Source organism: Roseicella frigidaeris (genome assembly GCF_003258945.1).
Lineage (GTDB): Bacteria > Pseudomonadota > Alphaproteobacteria > Acetobacterales > Acetobacteraceae > Paracraurococcus > Paracraurococcus frigidaeris.
The window spans coordinates 387,972-406,239 of the sequence record NZ_QLIX01000003.1 but is presented as its reverse complement, the minus strand read 5'-3'; the positions used below and the strand labels follow the sequence as shown (position 1 = coordinate 406,239).

General features: G+C 72.7%; 15 protein-coding genes. 12 read left to right on the top strand and 3 right to left on the bottom strand.

Going from position 1 to position 18,268, the window contains the following annotated elements; genetic code table 11:
* Nucleotides 1–2: 2 nt before the first annotated feature.
* The 3 genes from DOO78_RS07220 (at nucleotide 3) to DOO78_RS07210 (ending at nucleotide 3,822) form a co-directional block, all read left to right on the top strand.
* Nucleotides 3–3,005 carry a bifunctional [glutamine synthetase] adenylyltransferase/[glutamine synthetase]-adenylyl-L-tyrosine phosphorylase gene (locus DOO78_RS07220; protein ID WP_111469051.1) on the top strand — a complete coding sequence of 1,001 codons (3,003 nt, stop codon included), beginning with the start codon at nucleotides 3–5 and terminating at the stop codon, nucleotides 3,003–3,005.
* Nucleotides 3,002–3,481, top strand: a complete 480-nt coding sequence (bcp, locus tag DOO78_RS07215) for a thioredoxin-dependent thiol peroxidase (RefSeq protein ID WP_111469050.1) — start codon at nucleotides 3,002–3,004, stop codon at nucleotides 3,479–3,481. Before DOO78_RS07220 ends, bcp begins: the two co-directional genes overlap by 4 nt.
* 131 nt (nucleotides 3,482–3,612) lie before the next feature.
* Nucleotides 3,613–3,822: a hypothetical protein gene (locus DOO78_RS07210; protein WP_111469091.1), complete on the top strand. Its 210-nt coding sequence runs from the start codon at nucleotides 3,613–3,615 to the stop codon at nucleotides 3,820–3,822.
* 404 nt (nucleotides 3,823–4,226) lie between these two features.
* Here the strand turns inward: DOO78_RS07210 and DOO78_RS07205 are convergent, their stop codons facing one another.
* The 3 genes from DOO78_RS07205 to DOO78_RS07195 all read right to left on the bottom strand — a co-directional run bounded on the left by DOO78_RS07205 (nucleotide 4,227) and on the right by DOO78_RS07195 (nucleotide 5,353).
* On the bottom strand, nucleotides 4,227–4,559 hold the full coding sequence (locus DOO78_RS07205) for a hypothetical protein (protein WP_111469049.1): 333 nt from the start codon (nucleotides 4,557–4,559) through the stop codon (nucleotides 4,227–4,229).
* A 31-nt stretch (nucleotides 4,560–4,590) separates the two neighbouring features.
* A complete protein-coding gene (locus DOO78_RS07200) occupies nucleotides 4,591–4,809 on the bottom strand; it encodes a DUF3126 family protein (protein ID WP_111469048.1) in 219 nt (72 codons plus the stop codon).
* A gap of 262 nt (nucleotides 4,810–5,071) precedes the next feature.
* Nucleotides 5,072–5,353, bottom strand: a complete 282-nt coding sequence (locus DOO78_RS07195; protein ID WP_111469047.1) for a BolA family protein — start codon at nucleotides 5,351–5,353, stop codon at nucleotides 5,072–5,074.
* 269 nt (nucleotides 5,354–5,622) lie between these two features.
* Here DOO78_RS07195 and DOO78_RS07190 point away from each other — a divergent pair, with 269 nt between their 5' ends.
* From DOO78_RS07190 to DOO78_RS07150, 9 genes are all read left to right on the top strand, one after another.
* Nucleotides 5,623–6,087, top strand: a complete 465-nt coding sequence (locus DOO78_RS07190) for a J domain-containing protein (protein WP_341538229.1) — start codon at nucleotides 5,623–5,625, stop codon at nucleotides 6,085–6,087.
* A gap of 179 nt (nucleotides 6,088–6,266) precedes the next feature.
* Nucleotides 6,267–7,277, top strand: a complete 1,011-nt coding sequence (gene cobS / locus DOO78_RS07185) for a cobaltochelatase subunit CobS (RefSeq protein WP_111469045.1) — start codon at nucleotides 6,267–6,269, stop codon at nucleotides 7,275–7,277.
* 187 nt (nucleotides 7,278–7,464) lie between these two features.
* Entirely contained in the window at nucleotides 7,465–9,333 is a 1,869-nt protein-coding gene (cobT, locus tag DOO78_RS07180; RefSeq protein ID WP_111469044.1) for a cobaltochelatase subunit CobT, read from the top strand.
* A 70-nt stretch (nucleotides 9,334–9,403) separates the two neighbouring features.
* Nucleotides 9,404–10,336 carry an esterase-like activity of phytase family protein gene (locus tag DOO78_RS07175; RefSeq protein ID WP_165838771.1) on the top strand — a complete coding sequence of 311 codons (933 nt, stop codon included), beginning with the start codon at nucleotides 9,404–9,406 and terminating at the stop codon, nucleotides 10,334–10,336.
* 297 nt (nucleotides 10,337–10,633) lie between these two features.
* A complete protein-coding gene (locus DOO78_RS07170; protein ID WP_243634435.1) occupies nucleotides 10,634–11,845 on the top strand; it encodes a nitrate/nitrite transporter in 1,212 nt (403 codons plus the stop codon).
* Nucleotides 11,846–11,874: 29 nt separating this feature from the next.
* Nucleotides 11,875–14,343, top strand: a complete 2,469-nt coding sequence (gene nirB, locus DOO78_RS07165) for a nitrite reductase large subunit NirB (protein WP_111469089.1) — start codon at nucleotides 11,875–11,877, stop codon at nucleotides 14,341–14,343.
* A gap of 6 nt (nucleotides 14,344–14,349) precedes the next feature.
* Nucleotides 14,350–14,682 (top strand): nitrite reductase small subunit NirD, encoded by a 333-nt coding sequence (nirD, locus tag DOO78_RS07160; RefSeq protein ID WP_111469042.1) that lies wholly within the window; start codon nucleotides 14,350–14,352, stop codon nucleotides 14,680–14,682.
* 26 nt (nucleotides 14,683–14,708) lie between these two features.
* Complete coding sequence (locus DOO78_RS07155) at nucleotides 14,709–15,554, top strand: formate/nitrite transporter family protein (RefSeq protein WP_111469041.1); 846 nt, start codon at nucleotides 14,709–14,711, stop codon at nucleotides 15,552–15,554.
* A 10-nt stretch (nucleotides 15,555–15,564) separates the two neighbouring features.
* Complete coding sequence (locus DOO78_RS07150) at nucleotides 15,565–18,267, top strand: nitrate reductase (RefSeq protein WP_111469040.1); 2,703 nt, start codon at nucleotides 15,565–15,567, stop codon at nucleotides 18,265–18,267.
* Nucleotide 18,268: the final 1 nt, after the last annotated feature.

Here is an 18,268-nt window from a genome sequence, read left to right as displayed (position 1 = left end):
CCATGTCCCAGATCGTCCTCGCCCCGGAGCGCCTGCCCCGCCCCTTCGACCGGGATGCGGCGGACCGGCTGGTCCAGCACTATGCCGGCGGCGACGCCGCCATGCGCGCCTTCGCCGCCTCGCCCGGCGGCGCGGCGCTGCTCGCCGCCCTCGGCGGCCACAGCCCCTTCCTCGCCGAGCTCGCCCAGCGCGACCCGGAGGCGCTGCTGCGCCTCGTCGCGCGCGGCCCGGACGAGGCGCTCGACCTCGCCTTCGAGCCGCTGCGCCATGCCGATCCGGCGGCGCCGCGCGACGCCGTCGGGGCGATGCTGCGGCGGGTGAAGCGGCAGGCGGCGCTGATCGTCGCGGTCGCCGACATCGTCGGGGCCTGGCCGCTCGACCGCGTCACCGGGGCGCTCTCGGAGCTGGCCGAGACCACGATCGACTTCGCCTGCGCGCACCTGCTGCTCGCCGCCGCCGAGCGCGGCGAGCTGCGCATCGCCCGCCCCGCCCAGGGGGCGCGGCCGGGGGCGCGGCCGGATCCGCGCCAGATCGGCAAGGGCAGCGGCCTCATCGTGCTTGGCATGGGCAAGCTCGGCGGGCGGGAGTTGAACTACTCCTCGGATATCGACCTCATGGTGCTCTACGACCCGAAGGAGGCTGCCTATCACAGCGACCGGGCCGGCGCCTGCTATGTCCGCCTCGCACGCGACCTCGTGCGGCTGCTCGAGGAACGCACGGCCGAGGGCTACGTGTTCCGCACCGACCTGCGATTGCGGCCCGACCCGGCGGCGACGCCGCTCGCGGTCTCGGTCAACGCCGCCATCGTCTATTACGAGAGCATGGGGCAGAACTGGGAGCGGGCGGCGATGATCAAGGCCCGCCCGGTGGCCGGCGACCGCGCCCTCGGCGAGCATTTCCTGCGCGAGATCCGCCCCTTCGTCTGGCGCCGTCACCTGGATTTCGCCGCGGTCTCGGACATCCATTCCATCAAGCGGCAGATCCATGTCCACAAGCGAGCGCGGGGCGCGGGCGCGGCCGTCGCGCTGGCCGGGCACGACGTGAAGCTTGGCCGCGGCGGCATACGCGAGATCGAGTTCACCGCCCAGGTGCTGCAGCTCATCTGGGGCGGACGTGATCCGGCGCTGCGCGACCCGACCACGCTCGGCGCGCTGGCCGCCCTGGCGGCGGCCGGGCGGCTGGACCGGCGGGCGGCGGCCGACCTCGCCGATGCCTATGTCTTCCTCCGCACCCTCGAGCATCGGTTGCAGATGGTGGCGGACCGGCAGACGCACAGGCTGCCGGAGGACCCGGCCGGGCTGGCGCGCATCGCCTCCTTCATGAGCTACGAGTCGGCCGATGCCTTCGCCGCCGCCTTCATGGCGCATCTCGGCCGGGTCGAGCGGCACTACGAGAGCTTCTTCGAAACCGCGCCGCCGCTCTCGGTCGAGACGCCGGACGGATCGGACACCGGCAACCTGGTCTTCACCGGCGTCGAGGACGATCCCGGCACGCTCGAGACCCTGCGGCGGCTCGGCTTCCAGGACCCGTCCTCGGTCGCCGCCCTAGTGCGCGGCTGGCACCATGGCCGGCCGCGCGCCACCCGCAGCGAGCGGGCGCGGGAGCTGCTGACCGCGCTGATGCCCTCGCTGCTGGCCGCCTTCGGCAAGCAATCCAACCCCGACCAGGCGCTGGTGCGCTTCGATGCGGTGCTGAGCCGCCTGCCGGCCGGGGTGCAGGTGCTCAGCCTGCTGCACCGCAACCCGGCCCTGCTGGAGCGCATCGCCGGCCTCCTCGGCGCCGCGCCGCAGCTCGCCGAGCACCTGGCGCGCAACCCGGCGGCGCTGGACGGGCTGCTGGCCGGCGGCATCTCGCCGAGCGCCGCCGATCCCTCGGCCGGGCTGCCGGCGCTGGTCAAGGATGCCCGCCACATCGAGGAGGCGATGGAGGCGGCCCGGCGCCTGGCGACGGCGCGGAAATTCGAGATCGACGCCGCGGCGCTCGAGGGGCTGATCGATGCCGACACCGCCGGCGAGCTGCGCGCCGACCTGGCGGATGCCGCCATCGCCGCGCTGCTGCCGCGTGTGATGGCGGATTTCGCCGAGCGCTACGGGCGGGTGGCGGGCGGCGCCATGGCGGTGCTGGCCATGGGCAAGCTCGGCAGCCGGGAGATGCTGCCCGGCTCCGACCTCGACCTGGTGCTGCTCTACGAGCACGACCCGGAGGCGGCGGGCAGCGAGGGCGGGCGGCGCTCCCTCGCGCCCTCGGAATACTTCGTCCGGCTGGCGCCGCAGGTGGTCTCGGCCATCACCGCGCCGGGGGCGGAGGGGCGGCTCTGGGAGGTCGACATGCGGCTCCGCCCCTCGGGCAACAAGGGGCCGGCGGCGGTGCGGCTCTCGGGTTTCGAGCGCTACCACATGACCGAGGCCTGGACCTGGGAGCGGATGGCGCTGACCCGGGCGCGGCCGATCGCCGGGCCGCCGGCGATGCGGCGGCGGATCGGCGAGATCCTGCGCGCCACCCTGACCCGGCCGGGCGTGGCCGAGACCGCCCTGCAGGATGCGGTGGCGATGCGCGCCCGCATGCTGCGCGACCTGCCGCCGGAGGGGCCCTGGGACCTGAAGGCGATGCCAGGCGGGCTGGTGGAGGTGGAGTTCATCGCCCAGGCGCTGCAGCTCCGCCACGCCGCGGCGAATCCGAAGGTGCTGGCGACCACGACGCGCGTCGCCCTGGCCCGGCTGCGCGAGGCCGGGGTGCTGCCGGGGGAGGAGGCGGCGACCCTGATCGTCGCCGACCGGCTCTGGCGCACCGCGATCGGGCTGATCCGGCTCACCCATGGCCGGTCGCGCGATCCGGCCCTGCCGGCCCCGGCCGCCGCGGCCCTGCTGCGGGCCACGGCGCCGCTGCTGCCGGCGCCGGCGGTTGACCTCGAGGGGCTGCGTGCGCAGATGCGGGCGGTGGCCGGCGATGTCCGCGCGATCTTCGAGCGGCGGATCGGCGATCTCGGGACGGGGACAGCGACATGAGCGGGCAGGAGCTGCAGGAAGGCGCGGCGGCGCCGGATTTCACCATGCCGGCGAGCGGCGGCCGGACGGTGAGCCTGGCAGCGCTGAAGGGACAGCCCGTCCTGCTCTACTTCTATCCGAAGGCGGACACGCCGGGCTGCACCAAGCAGGCCTGCGGCCTGCAGGAGGCGCTGCCGCAGCTCGGGCGGCTCGGCCTGACGGTCATCGGCATCAGCCCGGACAAGCTGCCGCCGATCGAGAAATTCGCGCAGAAATTCGGCCTGGAATTCCCGCTCGCCTCCGACCCCGACCACAAGGTGGCCGAGGCCTATGGCACCTGGGTGGAGAAATCCATGTACGGGCGGAAATACATGGGCATGGAGCGCAGCAGCTTCCTGGTCGATGCCGAGGGGAAGGTCGCCCGCATCTGGCGCAAGGTGAAGCCGGAGGCGCATGCCGCCCAGGTTCTCGAGGCGGCGCGGCAGCTGGCGGGCTGAGGCCCGGGCCGGGCGGCGCCCCGGCCGCCCCCCATGCCTGGTGCGAAGTCATGTGAATGGGAAATGCCGCTGCCGTCGAGAGACCGAGGCGCCCGCGATGCGTTCCGCCCGTGGATGAGATGGAGGAGACCATGACCCGCATCACCCTGGCTTCGCTGCTCGTGCTCGCCCTGGCGGCCTGCGGCGAGAGCCCCGGCGGCCGCGCGGTGTCCGGCGGATTGCTGGGGGCCGGCGCGGGGGCCGGCGTCGGCGCCCTCACCGGCGGCAATGTCGGCACCGGCGCGCTGGTCGGCGGCGGCATCGGCGCGGCCGGCGGCGCGCTCACCGCGCCGCGGCGGTAACCGGATGCGGCCGGGGCGACGGCTGGCCCTGCTCGCGGGGCTGGGGGTGCTGCTGGCGGCAGGGCGGGAGGCGGCGGCGCAGCCCGGGCCTCCGGGCGCCTTTCCGCCGGGCGGACCCTTCCCACCGGGCGGACCGGGGCCGGGAGGGTCCTTCCCGCCGGGCCCGCCCCCACCCGGCCCGCCGCCGCGCCGTCCGCCCCCGCCGGGGCCAAGGCCGCCGCCGCCGAGCCCCTGGTGGTACGGCGATGCCCGGCGGCGCCGGGAGTATGAGCGCTGGCGGGCCAGCCAATGGCGGCATCACGGACGGCGCCAGAGCTGGCAGGAGCAGCGGGAGCGCGAGGCCTGGGCGCGCCGGCAGCCCTGGTACCGCTGATCGCCTCGCCGTCCCGGGATGGCGGCCGGGTTCAGCCCGGCCCGCGCTCCGGTCCCGGCGGCGGCCGCAGCCGCTCATAGGCCTCGGTCTCGATATCGCGGCCGAACTGGCCCTTGTCCTCCGGCAGGGGGCCGCGCTGGCCTGGGCCGGGGGCCGCGTCGACCGGGGCGGGCATGGTGCCGGTCTCGCCATCCCAGGGCGTGCCCTCCAGCAGGTCCAGCGGCAGGGCCCGCTCGGCGGTGCAGGAGCAGACGACGCTGCCATCGCCGAGGAGGTTGGCCATGGTGACCTGCTCGCAATGCGGGCAGCGCACGGCGTCGAGGCGGCGTTGGGTGGGGCGGTCCCCGGGGATGCGGTCGCTCATGCGGGCATGACGCCGGGACCGCCGCCCGGGTTCAGTTGATCTGCGACAGATCCTCGGACAGCACGACGATCTGTACGGAATAGGAGATCTCCCCGTCCTCCGTGTCGCGGTGCACGGTCCCGACGAACTCGCTCCCCACGAAGAGCTCGACCGAGGCGTTCTTGCGCTTCGGGGTCGAGAGCGTGATCCGTTCGTTGCCCAGCAGCCGGCGCAGATGGGCCTGCACGGCGGCGAGTTCGGCTGGGGTCATGGCGCTGCGTCCTGGCTTGAGACTGCGACCCATTAGCGGCGGGCCGCGCTTGGGGCTAGAGCGTGATCGCTCGGGGCGGACCCGCCGAAAAGCCTGAATCACGCGATCGAACAAGGGCCTGGACCATGGTCCGCGAACCGGCGCGAGCGGATCGTGGCCTAGAGCATGTCCTGCGAACTTCCGTTCACCTGCAATGCTCTAGGTATTTGTTTTTACGAGCATCTTCACCTGTCCGGATGAGTTCATCCGGACAGGATCTGCTCTAGCCCTCGCCGGCCTCCTCGGGTGTCAGCAGGCGCAGCGAGAGGGCATGCAGCCCGCCGCCGAACTCGGCCTCCAGCGCCGCATGCGCCGCCCGGGAGCGGGCGAGCCGGGACAGGCCGGCGAAGGCCGGGCTGACCGCGAGGACGGAGAAATGCGTCTCGCCCTCCGGGCGCGCCCCGGCATGGCCGGCATGGCGATGGCTGTCGTCCCGGACCTCCACCCGCGCCGATGGGAAGGCGGCCTCCAGGGCCTGGCGGATACGCTCGGACCGCGTCTGCATGCCCGGCTTTTCGAGGGTTTCGCCGCATCCTGCAAGCGGTTGCGGGAGGGGGCGGCCGGGCCGGCGCAGCCGGTCCGGTTCGCCTTGCGCCCCTGCCGGCGCACGCCCATAAAGCAGCAATGCCCCCCCGCCGCGGCCAGAAACCCGAGCCCGATCCGGACCGGCCGCAGCGACCCTGCGACGCCCCAGGTTGCCTGGCGGCGGGTGAATTTCGCGCCCCGCGTTCGCGCTCACGGCTGAACGATTACCACTGGTTCTGCCTGCCGCATGTGCGCGAGTACAACGCGGCCTGGGACTACTACAAGGGCATGGGGCCGGCGGAGATCGAGGCCAATCTGCGCAGCGACAGCGGCTGGCAGCGGCCGACTTGGCCGCTCGGCCGGCTCGGCGGCGCGGCGCGCTTCTCGAGCGAGCATCTGCGCGATCCGCTTGGCATCCTGCGCGACACGCCGCTGCATGCCGAGCGCCGCCGGCCGCCCGACGAGAAGCGCGAGGCGCCGCCCGAACTGCGGGCCGCGCTCGACGTTCTCGGCCTGGGCTGGCCGGTCGAGCCGCCGGCGTTGCGGGCCCGTTACAAGGAATTGGCGAAGCAGCTGCACCCGGACGTCAATGGCGGCGACCGCGGCGCGGAGGATCGCCTGAAGGACGTTAACCGTGCCTACAGCCTGCTCCGGCAGCGTATCGGCGGTGGCCGTCCCGGCATGCCGGCCGAGGCGGCCAGGGCGGCGCCCTGAGCCGGAGCCCCATGCCCCCGGGCCAGGGTGCTGGGGGCGGGGAGCGGCGCGCGGGCGGGCCTGATGGCCGGTGCTGCCGCCCGGCCCGGGATCCTGCGGTTGGGAATTCGCCCCGGCCCGGGTAGCCTGCCACGCAGCCCTGGCCTAGTCTGCCCTCCAAGAACACTGAGCGGATGCCGATGAACAAGGTCGCCACACTCGCCGAAATCCGACCCACTTCGGCGATCGACACCCCGGACACCACTGTCCGTGCGCGGGAGGCGTTCGGTCTCGATATCGATCTCGAGGTGCCGGCCTTCTCGATGCGCACCGAGCACGTGCCGGAGATCGACACCACCTACCGCTTCGACCAGGAAACGACGCTGGCGATCCTCGCTGGCTTCGCGCACAACCGCCGCGTCATGATCCAGGGCTATCACGGCACTGGCAAGTCGACGCATATCGAGCAGGTGGCGGCGCGACTTAACTGGCCCTGCATCCGCGTCAACCTCGACAGCCACATCAGCCGCATCGACCTGATCGGCAAGGACGCGATCGTCCTCAAGGACGGCAAGCAGGTCACCGAATTCCGCGAGGGCATCCTGCCCTGGGCGCTGCAGCATCCCTGCGCCCTGGTCTTCGACGAATACGATGCCGGCCGCCCGGACGTGATGTTCGTCATCCAGCGCGTGCTGGAGGTCGAGGGCAAACTGACGCTGCTCGACCAGAACAAGGTGATCCGGCCGCACCCGATGTTCCGCCTCTTCGCCACGGCGAACACGGTGGGCCTCGGCGACACGACCGGCCTCTATCACGGCACGCAGCAGATCAACCAGGGCCAGATGGACCGCTGGTCGATCGTCGCCACGCTGAACTACCTGCCGCATGCGCAGGAGACCTCGATCGTCCTGGCGAAGATGGGCGCCGACCCCTCCGACACGAAGATCAAGAAGCGGGTCGAGGCGATGGTGGCGCTGGCCGACCTGACGCGCGCCGGCTTCATCGCCGGCGACATCAGCACCGTCATGTCGCCGCGCACGGTCATCACCTGGGCCGAGAATGCGCGCATCTTCGGCGATGTCGGCTTCGCCTTCCGCCTCACCTTCCTCAACAAGTGCGACGAGGCGGAGCGCAGCACGGTGGCCGAGTACTACCAGCGCTGCTTCAACGAGGACCTGCCGACCGGCACGCTGCTGAAGAAGGCGGGCTGAGGACGGCAGGACGGGGCGGGCCGCCCGGCGCGAGCGGCCCGGCCCCGGCGATCCGGGGCAGGCCGCCCCGCGGGAGGCGCGCGGGGACCGCCGGCGCCGCCGCCCCGCCCCCGTCGCGCCGCCGGCGCGACCTCCTCCGTGCGGATGGGCCGATGCGGATGGACGTCGCCATCCGGGAGCGAGTGGCATGAGCAAGCAGGACCTGACCCGCCAGGAAGAGTTCAAGCGCGCGACGGCCGGTACGTTGCGCGCCATCGCGCATGCGAATGCCGAGGTGCAGGTGGCCTTCCAGCCCGGCCCGGGCGGCGTCGCCGGTAAGCGCGTCCGCCTGCCGCTGCCGACCCGCGCCCTGCCGGCCTCCGAGATGGCGAAGCTGCGCGGCGCGGCGGATGCGGCCGCGCTCCGCCTGCGGCACCATTCCGAGACGGTGCACAATGCCCGGCTGCCAGCGCGGCGCGAGGCGAAGGAGGTGTTCGACGCGCTCGAGGATGTGCGTGTCGAGGCGGTGGGCAGCCGGCACATGGCCGGCGTCGCCGCCAATCTCCGCGCCCGGCTCGCCGACCAGTGCGAGACTGAGGGCTATGACCGCATGACCCGCAAGGACCAGCTGCCGCTGCCCGCGGCGCTGTCCCTGCTGGCGCGCGAGCGCATCAGCGGCGAGCCGGCGCCCGAGGCGGCGCATCGCGTGCTCGATCTCTGGCGCGACACGCTCGGCGAGAAGGCCGATGCCGCGCTCGCCGAGATGGCCTCGGCCACCGAGGACCAGGACGCCTTCGCCCGCGCCGCCCGCCGGTTGCTGACGGCGCTCGACCTGGCCGAGGCGGAGGTGGAGGCGGAGCCGGAGGACCAGGAGGACGGCGAGGAGAGCGGCGAGCAATCCGCCCAGCAGGACCAGTCCGGCGAGGGCGAGGCGCAGGCCCAGGACCAGGAGAGCATGCTCGGCGCCCAGCCCGAGACCATGCAGGGCGAGGCCGCCGACGAGGAGGTGGAGGAGGCCGAGGAGGAGGGCGCCGCCGCCGAGGGCGACGACAAGCCCGGCGGCCCGCAGCAGCGCCGCGAGGTGCCGCAGACCGACGACGCCAGCCGCTACCACCCCTTCACCACCGCCTTCGACGAGGAGGTGCAGGCCGACGACCTCTGCGACCCGGAGGAGCTCGGCCGGCTGCGCCAGCAGCTCGACCAGCAGCTCTCCCACCTGCAGGGCGTGGTCTCCAAGCTCGCCAACCGGCTGCAGCGGCGGCTGCTGGCGCAGCAGCAGCGCGCCTGGGAGTTCGACCTCGAGGAGGGGACGCTGGACGCGGCGCGGCTCGCCCGCATCGTCGCCAACCCGCTGCTGGCGCTGAGCTACAAGCGGGAGCGGGAGGCGGATTTCCGCGACACCGTCGTCAGCCTGCTGATCGACAATTCCGGCTCCATGCGCGGCCGCCCCATCACGGTGGCGGCGATGTGCAGCGACATCCTGGCCCGCACGCTGGAGCGCTGCGCGGTGAAGACCGAGATCCTCGGCTTCACCACCCGCGCCTGGAAGGGCGGCCAGAGCCGCGAGAAATGGGTGCAGGAGGGCAAGCCGCGCAACCCCGGGCGGCTGAACGACCTGCGGCACGTCGTCTACAAGGCGGCCGATGCCCCCTGGCGGCGGGCCCGCAAGAATCTCGGCCTGATGCTGCGCGAGGGGTTGCTGAAGGAGAACATCGACGGCGAGGCGCTGGAATGGGCCTATAAGCGCCTGCGCGGCCGGCCGGAGCATCGCCGCATCCTGATGGTGATCTCGGATGGGGCGCCGGTCGATGACAGCACCCTCTCGGTCAACCCCGGCAACTACCTGGAGCGCCACCTGCGCAAGGTGATCGCCGATATCGAGGGCCGGGCTGACGTGGAACTGATTGCCATCGGCATCGGGCATGACGTAACCCGGTATTATCGGCGTGCCGTTACGATCGTGGACGCCGAGGAGCTGGGTGGGACCATGATGAAGAAGCTGGCCGAGCTGTTCGACGAGGATGCCGCCGAGGCCTGGCAGCGCGCGGCGATGGAGCGCGCCCCGCTCGTCGCCTGAGGCGCCGGTGCCCGATCCCGCCGGCCGGCGCTGGCGGCGCCGGTCGTTGCTCGCGGCTGGCCTGGCCTCGGTGGCCCCCGCGGCCTGCGTGCTGGGCGGGCCGGCGACGCCGGCCCCGCTGGCCCCCGCCCGGCCCCTCGATATCGACCCGCTGCCCCCTGGCGGGCCGCTGACCCTGCTCGGCGGGCTCGAGCTGGATGACGAGGCCCTTGGCTTCGGCGGCCTGTCCGCCCTGCATCTCGATGCCGGGCTGCGGCTCACCGCCGTCAGCGACCTCGCCTTCTGGATGACCGCGCGCCTCGATCTGCAGGGGGGGCGGCCGGTCGGCCTGTCCGATCTGTGGACCGGGCCGCTCCGCGACGGCGGCGGCCGCCCGCTGCAGCGCGGCTATGCCGGCGATGCCGAATCCCTGGCCCGCCTGCCGGACGGCACCTGGCTGGTCGGCTTCGAGCGCTGGCACCGCATCCGGGCCTATCGCCGGCTCGACGGGCCGGGCCTCTATGTCGATCCGCCGCCCGGCCTGCAGCGGGCCAGCAACAATGGCGGCTTGGAATCCCTGGCCGTGCTGGCGGATGGGCGCTGGCTGGCGATCGCCGAGACCCTGCCGCTGGAGGAAGGGGCCGGCGCAACCCAGGCCTGGCTCGGCGGGCCCGGGCGCTGGACGGGCATCGGCTATCGCCCGGCCGAGGGCTTCTACGCCGCCGATGCGGCGCCGCTGCCCGATGGCGGGGCGCTGGTGCTGGAGCGCAGCTTCTCGCTCTTCGGCGGCTTCGGCGGCCGGCTGGTGCGCCTCGCCGCGGCCGATCTGCATCAGGCCCGGCCGGGCGCCATCCTGCAAGGCGAGGAGATCCTCCGCATCGCCGCGCCGCTGCCGGTCGATAATTTCGAGGGGGTCAGCGCGGTCCGGGTGGGGGACCGCACCCTGGTGGCCCTGGTCTCCGACGACAACCAGAATTTCCTGCAGCGGACGTTGCTGCTGCTCTTCACGCTGAACGAGGGCTGAGGCGCCGCGCGAGAAATCGGGCAGAAGGCCCATTTTTTGTGCGATAATGCTTAAAACATAATCATATATGCTGCGATCTATGCCAACAGCATGAAGAATAGGCATTGATTACCGAAGCGGCAGGCTGCTAAGCAGGGACAGCCGGCGATCGCAGCCCTGCTGCCGAACACGCCGTCCTGGTTCCCGCCAAAGGCGGCGCGGAGCCCAGCCGTGGGAGGCCACCGGCCTTCCGGAGCTCGACTTGCAGGCCAAAGGCGGCCGGCGCGCGGACATCAGGGTCCGCGGAGACCACCCACCGTGAACAAGGGCTTCCTCCAGGCGGGACACCTCCCGACCCTGATCGCGGCTTTCCTCTATTTCGACGTCAGCTTCATGGTCTGGGTGCTGCTCGGCCCGCTCGCCGTGCAGATCGCCGCCGACCTGCACCTCTCCCCGGCGCAGAAGGGGCTGATGGTCGCGGTGCCGGTGCTGGCCGGGGCGCTGCTGCGGGTGGTGAACGGCGTGCTGGTGGACCGCATCGGGCCGAAGCGCACCGGCGCCATCGGCCAGATGATCGTCATCCTCGGCCTCCTCGCCGCCTGGTGGTTCGGCGTCACCACCTATGCCCAGATCCTGCTGGTCGGCCTCGCCCTCGGCGTCGCCGGCTCGGCCTTCGCCGTCGCCCTGCCGCTCGCCTCCCGCTGGTATCCGCCGGAGCACCAGGGCACCGCGCTCGGCATCGCCGGGGCGGGCAACTCGGGCACCGTCTTCGCCGCGCTCTTCGCGCCCGGCCTCGCCCTCGCCTTCGGCTGGAACGCCGTGCTCGGCCTCGCCGCCCTGCCGCTGATCCTCGTCTTCCTCGTCTACCTGGCGATGGCGAAGGACGCGCCGAACCGCCCGGCCGCCAAGTCGCTGGCCGAATACGCCGCCGTGCTCCGCAACCCGGATGCCTGGTGGTTCATGGTCTTCTACGGCGTCACCTTCGGCGGTTTCGTCGGCCTCGCCGCCTCGCTCACCATCTACTTCAACGATGTCTACGGGCTGAGCCCGGTCGTCGCCGGCTACTTCACCGCCGCCTGCGTCTTCGCCGGCTCCCTGGTGCGGCCGATCGGCGGCGCGCTGGCCGACCGCATCGGCGGCGTCCGCTCGCTCTCGGTGATGTACGCGGTCGCCGCCATCGCGCTCGGCATCGTCAGCCTCGGCCTGCCGAGCGCCTGGCTGGCGCTGGCGGCCTTCGTGCCTGCCATGCTGGCGCTCGGCATGGGCAACGGCGCGGTCTTCCAACTCGTGCCGCAGCGCTTCCGCGCCGAGATCGGCGTCATGACCGGCCTCGTCGGCATGACCGGCGGCATCGGCGGCTTCTACCTCGCCTCCTCCCTCGGCCTCTCGAAGCAATACACGGGCAGCTACCAGGCCGGCTTCCTGGTCTTCGCCGCCCTCGCCGCCCTCGCCCTGGTCGGCCTCACCGGGGTGAAGCGCCGCTGGCGCACCACCTGGGGCGCCGCCGCCGTCACCACCGCCCGCATCTGACCGCAGCCGGGACACATCACGCCATGAACATGATCTCCCCCCAGCGCCAGCGCCTCATCGTCATCGGCAACGGCATGGCCGGCATGCGGACGGTCGAGGAGCTGCTGAAGCGCGCGCCGCAGCGCTACGACATCACCGTCTTCGGCGCCGAGCCGCATCCGAATTACGACCGTATCGCCCTCTCCTCGGTGCTGGCCGGCGAGAAGACGCTCGAGCAGATCGTCATCAACAGCCGCGACTGGTATGCCGAGAACGGCATCCGCCTGATCGCCGGCGACCCGGTGGTGGCGGTGGACCGGGCGCTGAAGACGGTCACCTCCGCCGCCGGCGTGACGCTCGGCTATGACAGGCTGCTGATCGCCACCGGCTCGAAGCCGCTGGCGCCGCCGATCCCCGGCCTCGGCCTGCCCGGCACCTGCGCGTTCCGGGACATCAACGATGTCGAGCTGATGCTGGCGGCGGCGCGCAGCCACAAGCGCGCCGTGGTCATCGGCGGCGGGTTGCTCGGCCTCGAGGCCGCCTGGGGCCTGAAGCGCCGCGGCATGGGCGTCGCCCTGGTGCATCTGATGCCGACGCTGATGGAGCGCCAGCTCGACACCCATGCCGGCATGCTGCTGCAGCGCGACCTGGACAAGCGCGGCATCGCCTTCTTCACCAATGGCCAGACCGAGCAGATCACCGGCACCGACCGCGCGACGGGCGTGAAGCTGGCCGATGGGCGGGAGATCGAGGCCGATCTCGTCGTCGTCGCCATCGGCATCCGGCCGAATGTCGATCTCGCCCGCGCCATGGATCTCGAGGTGAACCGCGGCATCGTCGTCGATGACGGGCTGCGGACCACCGAGGATGCCGACATCTTCGCCGTCGGCGAGTGCATCGAGCATCGCGGCCAGGTCTTCGGCCTGGTGGCGCCGATCTGGGAGCAGGCCAAGGTCTGCGCCGCCCAGCTCGCCGGCGAGGAGGAGGCGGTCTATGTGACGCCGGCGCTCTCCACCCGGCTCAAGATCACCGGCATCGACGTCTTCTCGGCCGGCGCGCTCGCCGCCGCCGACGAGGCCGATGAGGAGATCACCTTCGCCGATGCCGCCCGCGGGGTCTATCGCAAGCTGGTGCTGCGCGAGAGCCGGATCGTCGGCGCCGTCATGTATGGCGATGTCGCCGATGGCGGCTGGTACTTCCAGATGCTGCGCGAGGGCACGGATGTCGCCGCCATGCGCGACACCCTCATCCTCGGCCGCGCCGTCGCGACGGCCGCGCTCGGCGCCGCCGCGCCGGACCCGAACGCCGCCGTCGCCGCCCTGCCCGACACGGCCGAGATCTGCGGCTGCAACGGCGTCTGCAAGGGCGCCATCACCCGGGCCATCGCCGAGAAGGGGCTGACGACGCTCGAGGCCGTCCGCGCCCATACCAAGGCCAGCGCCTCCTGCGGCTCCTGCACCCCGCAGGTGGAGAGCCTGCTCGCCCTCTCGCTCGGCGACGGGTTCCAGAAGGCCGCCGGCGAGAAGCCGATGTGCAAATGCACCGCGCATGGCCATGACGCCGTCCGCCAGGCGATCCGCGAGCAGGGGATCAAGTCCATCCCCGAGGTGATGCGGCGGCTGGAGTGGAAGACCCCGGAGGGCTGCGGCTCCTGCCGCCCGGCGCTGAACTTCTACCTGCTCTGCGAATGGCCCGGCGAATACGTTGACGACGCGCAGAGCCGCTTCGTCAACGAGCGCATGCACGCCAACATCCAGAAGGACGGCACCTATTCCGTGGTGCCGCGCATGTGGGGCGGCCTGACCAATCCGAAGGAGCTGCGCGCCATCGCCGATGTCGCGGAGAAGTACGATGTCCGCGAGGTGAAGGTCACCGGCGGCCAGCGCATCGACCTCTTCGGGGTGAAGCGCGAGGACCTGCCCGCGGTCTGGCGCGACCTGAACGCCGCCGGCATGGTCTCCGGCCATGCCTATGCCAAGGGGTTGCGCACGGTGAAGACCTGCGTCGGCTCCACCTGGTGCCGCTTCGGCACCCAGGACAGCACGGGCATGGGCGTCGCGCTCGAGAAGATGACCTGGGGCTCCTGGCACCCGCACAAGGTCAAGCTCGCCGTCTCCGGCTGCCCGCGCAACTGCGCCGAGGCGACGATCAAGGATTTCGGCGTCGTCGCGGTGGATAGCGGCTGGGAGCTCTCGGTCGGCGGCAATGGCGGCATCCATGTCCGCGCCACCGACAAGCTCTGCAAGGTCGAGACCGAGGCGGAGGTGCTGGAATATTGCGGCGCCTTCCTGCAGCTCTACCGCGAGGAGGCGCGCTACCTCGAGCGCACCGCCCCCTGGGTGGAGCGCGTCGGCATCGACTACGTGAAGCGGCGGATCGTCGAGGATGCCGAGGGGCGCCGGGCGCTGCACGCGAAATTCCTGCACGCGCAGCAATTCATGCAGGTGGACCCCTGGGCCGAGCGCGCCGCCGGCGGCGCGGTGGCCGAGCCCTTCAAGACCCTCGTGGCGGCGGAGTAAGGCGCGATGGACGGCATGGTTGTGACGGGGCGCTGGACCGAGATCGGGCAGGTCGCCGACATCCCCCGCCAGGGCGCCCGCGTGGTGGCGAGCCGGATCGGCGACATCGCCGTCTTCCGGGCGCTGGACGACACGGTCTTCGCCACCCTGGACCGCTGCCCGCACAAGGGCGGCCCGCTCTCGCAGGGCATCGTGCACGGCCATGCCGTGACCTGCCCGCTGCACAACTGGGTCATCGACCTGCGGAGCGGCGAGGCCGCGGCGCCGGATACGGGCTGCGTCAGGCGCATCCCCGTCCGCGTCGAGGATGGCCGCGTCCTGCTGTCGCTGCCCGTCTGACGCCATCCGGAGAAGGAGAGAGCCCCATGTCCTATGTGACCCCCGCGGACTTCACCCGGACGATGATCGATGCCGGCGAGGCGAAGGTCTTCATGGCGACGCGCGACACGCTGATCCGCGCCTACATGGCCGGGGCGATCCTGGCGCTGGCCGCCGCCTTCGCCGTCACCGTCACGGTGCAGACCGGCCAGCCGCTGGTCGGCGCCATCCTCTTCCCGGTCGGCTTCTGCCTGCTCTACCTGATGGGCTTCGACCTGCTGACCGGCGTCTTCACCCTGGTGCCGCTGGCGCTGCTGGACCGGCGCCCCGGCGTCACCCTCGGCGGCGTGCTGCGCAACTGGACGCTGGTCTTCTTCGGCAATTTCGCCGGCGCGCTGACGGTCGCGGTGATGATGGCCATCATCTTCACCTTCGGCTTCACCGAGGCGCCGAACGAGGTGGGCAAGCGCCTCGGCAGCATCGGCGAGGGGCGGACCCTCGGCTATGCCGCGCATGGCGCGGCGGGGATGCTCACCCTCTTCATCCGCGGCGTGCTCTGCAACTGGATGGTCTCCACCGGCGTGGTGGCGGCGATGATGTCCACCTCCGTCCCCGGCAAGGTCATCGCCATGTGGATGCCGATCATGGTGTTCTTCTACATGGGCTTCGAGCATTCCATCGTGAACATGTTCCTCTTCCCCTCGGGGCTCATGCTCGGCGGCCACTTCACCTTCGTCGACTACATGCTGTGGAACGAGCTGCCGACGGTGGTCGGCAATCTGGTGGGCGGCCTCACCTTCGTCGGCCTGACGCTCTACGCGACGCATGCCCGCACCGCGCCGAAGCGGCAGGCGCCCGCGCCGGCGCTGCATGCCGGCATCGCGGCCGAGTGAGACACGGGCGATGACGCACGCCGTCCGCACCACCTGCCCCTATTGCGGCGTCGGCTGCGGCGTCCTGGCGGCGCCGGACGGCACGCTGAAGGGCGACCCGGCGCATCCGGCGAACCGGGGCCGGCTCTGCGTCAAGGGCGCGGCCCTTGGCGAGACGCTGTCGGAGGCCGGGCGGCTGCTGCACCCCACCGTCGCCGGCGCGCGCGCCTCCTGGGATGCGGCGCTCGACCTCGTCGCCGCCCGCTTCCGCGCGACCATCGCCGAGCACGGGCCGGATTCGGTCGCCTTCTACGTCTCCGGCCAATGCCTGACCGAGGACTACTACGTCGCCAACAAGCTGATGAAGGGCTTCATCGGCAGCGGCAACATCGACACCAACAGCCGGCTCTGCATGGCCTCCTCGGTCGCCGGCCACAGCCGCGCCTTCGGCGCCGATGTGGTGCCGGGGGTCTACGAGGATCTGGAGGAGGCCGACCTCGTCGTGCTGGTCGGCAGCAACCTCGCCTGGTGCCATCCGGTGCTGCACGGAAGGCTGCAGGCGGCCCGCGCCGCGCGGGGGACGCAGCTCGTCGTCATCGACCCGCGCGGCACCGCCAGCGCGGACGGCGCCGAACTGCACCTGCCGCTGCTGCCCGGCTCGGATGTCGCGCTCTTCGCCGGCCTGCTCGTGCATCTGGACGAGGCGGGGGCGCTGGATGCGGCCTGGATCGCCGCCCATGCCGAGGGCTTCGAGGCGGCGCTGGCGGCGGCGCGGGAGACGGCGCCGAACCTCTTCCGCGTCGCCGCCCTCACCGGCCTTGCGCTGGAGGAGATCCGCCGCTTCTACGCCCTCTTCGCCGCCACCGAGCGCAGCGTCACCGTCTACAGCCAGGGGGTGAACCAGTCCGCGGCCGGGACGGACAAGGTCAACGCCATCCTCAACTGCCATCTGGCGACCGGGCGCATCGGTCGGCCCGGCATGGGGCCCTTCAGCGTCACCGGCCAGCCCAACGCCATGGGCGGGCGCGAGGTGGGCGGCCTCGCCAACCAGCTCGCCGCGCATATGCGCTTCGACATGCCGGGCGCCCTGGACCGGCTGCGCCGCTTTTGGGGCGCGCCGAACCTCGCCACGCGGCCGGGGCTGAAGGCGGTCGAGCTGTTCGAGGCGGTGCGCGAGGGGCGGGTGAAGGCGCTCTGGATCATGGCCACCAACCCGGCCGACAGCCTGCCCCGCGCCGGCCGGGTGCGCGAGGCGCTGGCGGCCTGCCCCTTCGTCGTCGTCTCCGATTGCTGGGAGACGGACACGACGCGCCTCGCCCATGTCGTGCTGCCGGCCGCTGCCTGGGGCGAGAAGGGCGGCACGGTGACGAATTCCGAGCGTCGCATCTCCCGCCAGCGCCCCTTCCGCGCCCCGCCGGGCGAGGCGCGGCCGGATTGGTGGATGCTGGCCGAGCTCGGCCGGCGGCTCGGCTGGGCGGAGGCCTTCGCCTGGGACGGGCCGGCGGCGATCTTCCGCGAGCACGCCGCCCTCTCCGGTTTCGAGAATGGTGGCGAGCGGGTCTTCGACATCTCCGCCATGGCAGGGCTCGACGAGGCCGGCTACGAGGCCATGCAGCCCTTCCGCTGGCCGCTGCCGGCGGGGGCGACGGCGGAGGGCGGCCGGCTCTTCGCCCAGGGCGGCTTCCCGACGCCGGACGGCCGCGCCCGCTTCGTCGCCACGCCCTTCCGCGGCCTCGCCGTCGCGCCGGATGCCGAGTACCCCCTGCTGCTCAACACCGGCCGGTTGCGCGACCAGTGGCACACCATGACCCGCACCGGGCAGGTGCCGCGCCTCGCCCAGCACAGCCCGGTGCCGGCGGCCGGCTTCGCCCCCGGCGATGCGGCGCGGCTCGGCTTGGCGGCGGGCGGGCTGGTCCGCCTCGCCTCGCCGCATGGCGAGACGGTGCTGCGCGTCGCCATCGAGCCGGGCCAGCGCCCGGGCGAGGTCTTCGTGCCGATGCACTGGACCGACGACTTCACCTCCTCCGGCCCGGTGGACCGGCTGGTGGGGGCGGCGACCGATCCGGTCTCCGGCCAGCCGGAGCTGAAGGCGACGCCGGTGCGGGCCGAGCCGCTGCCGGTGCGCTGGCGCGGGCTGCTGCTGCATCGCCGGGCCCTGCGGCCGGAGGCGCCGGGCCTGCACTGGTCGCGGGTGCCCGTGGGGCAGCCAGTGGGGCAGGGGATGGGACAGGGGGTGGGGCAGGGGCATGTCCTCGAGCTCACCGGGGCGCTGCCGCTGCCGGCCGAGCTCGCGCCGCTGGTCGAGGCGCTGCTGGCCGCCCCCGCCGGGGCGGAGCAGGTGCATCTGGCCGATCCCGGCCGCGGCACCTGGCGCTTCGCCGCCCTGGTCGAGGGGCGGGTGGAGGCCTGCCTGTTCCTGCTGCGCGAGGGCAGCCGGGCCAGCCTGCCCGGAGGCGCCGCGCTGGCGGCGCTGCTGGACGGGCTGGTGGCCGAGGCCGCCCGGCCCGGCCTGCTCGCCGGGCGGGCCCTGGCGGCACGGCCCGCGGAGCGCAACATCTGCGCCTGCTTCGGCGTCGGCGTGGAGACGCTGCGCGCCTGCATCCGCGACCGCCGGCTGACCACCGCCGAGGCGGTGGGGGCGGCGCTGGGCGCGGGCAGCAATTGCGGCTCCTGCCTGCCCGAGATCCGGGCGCTGCTGTGCGAGGCGCAGGATGAGACGGAGGTTGCAGCCTGAG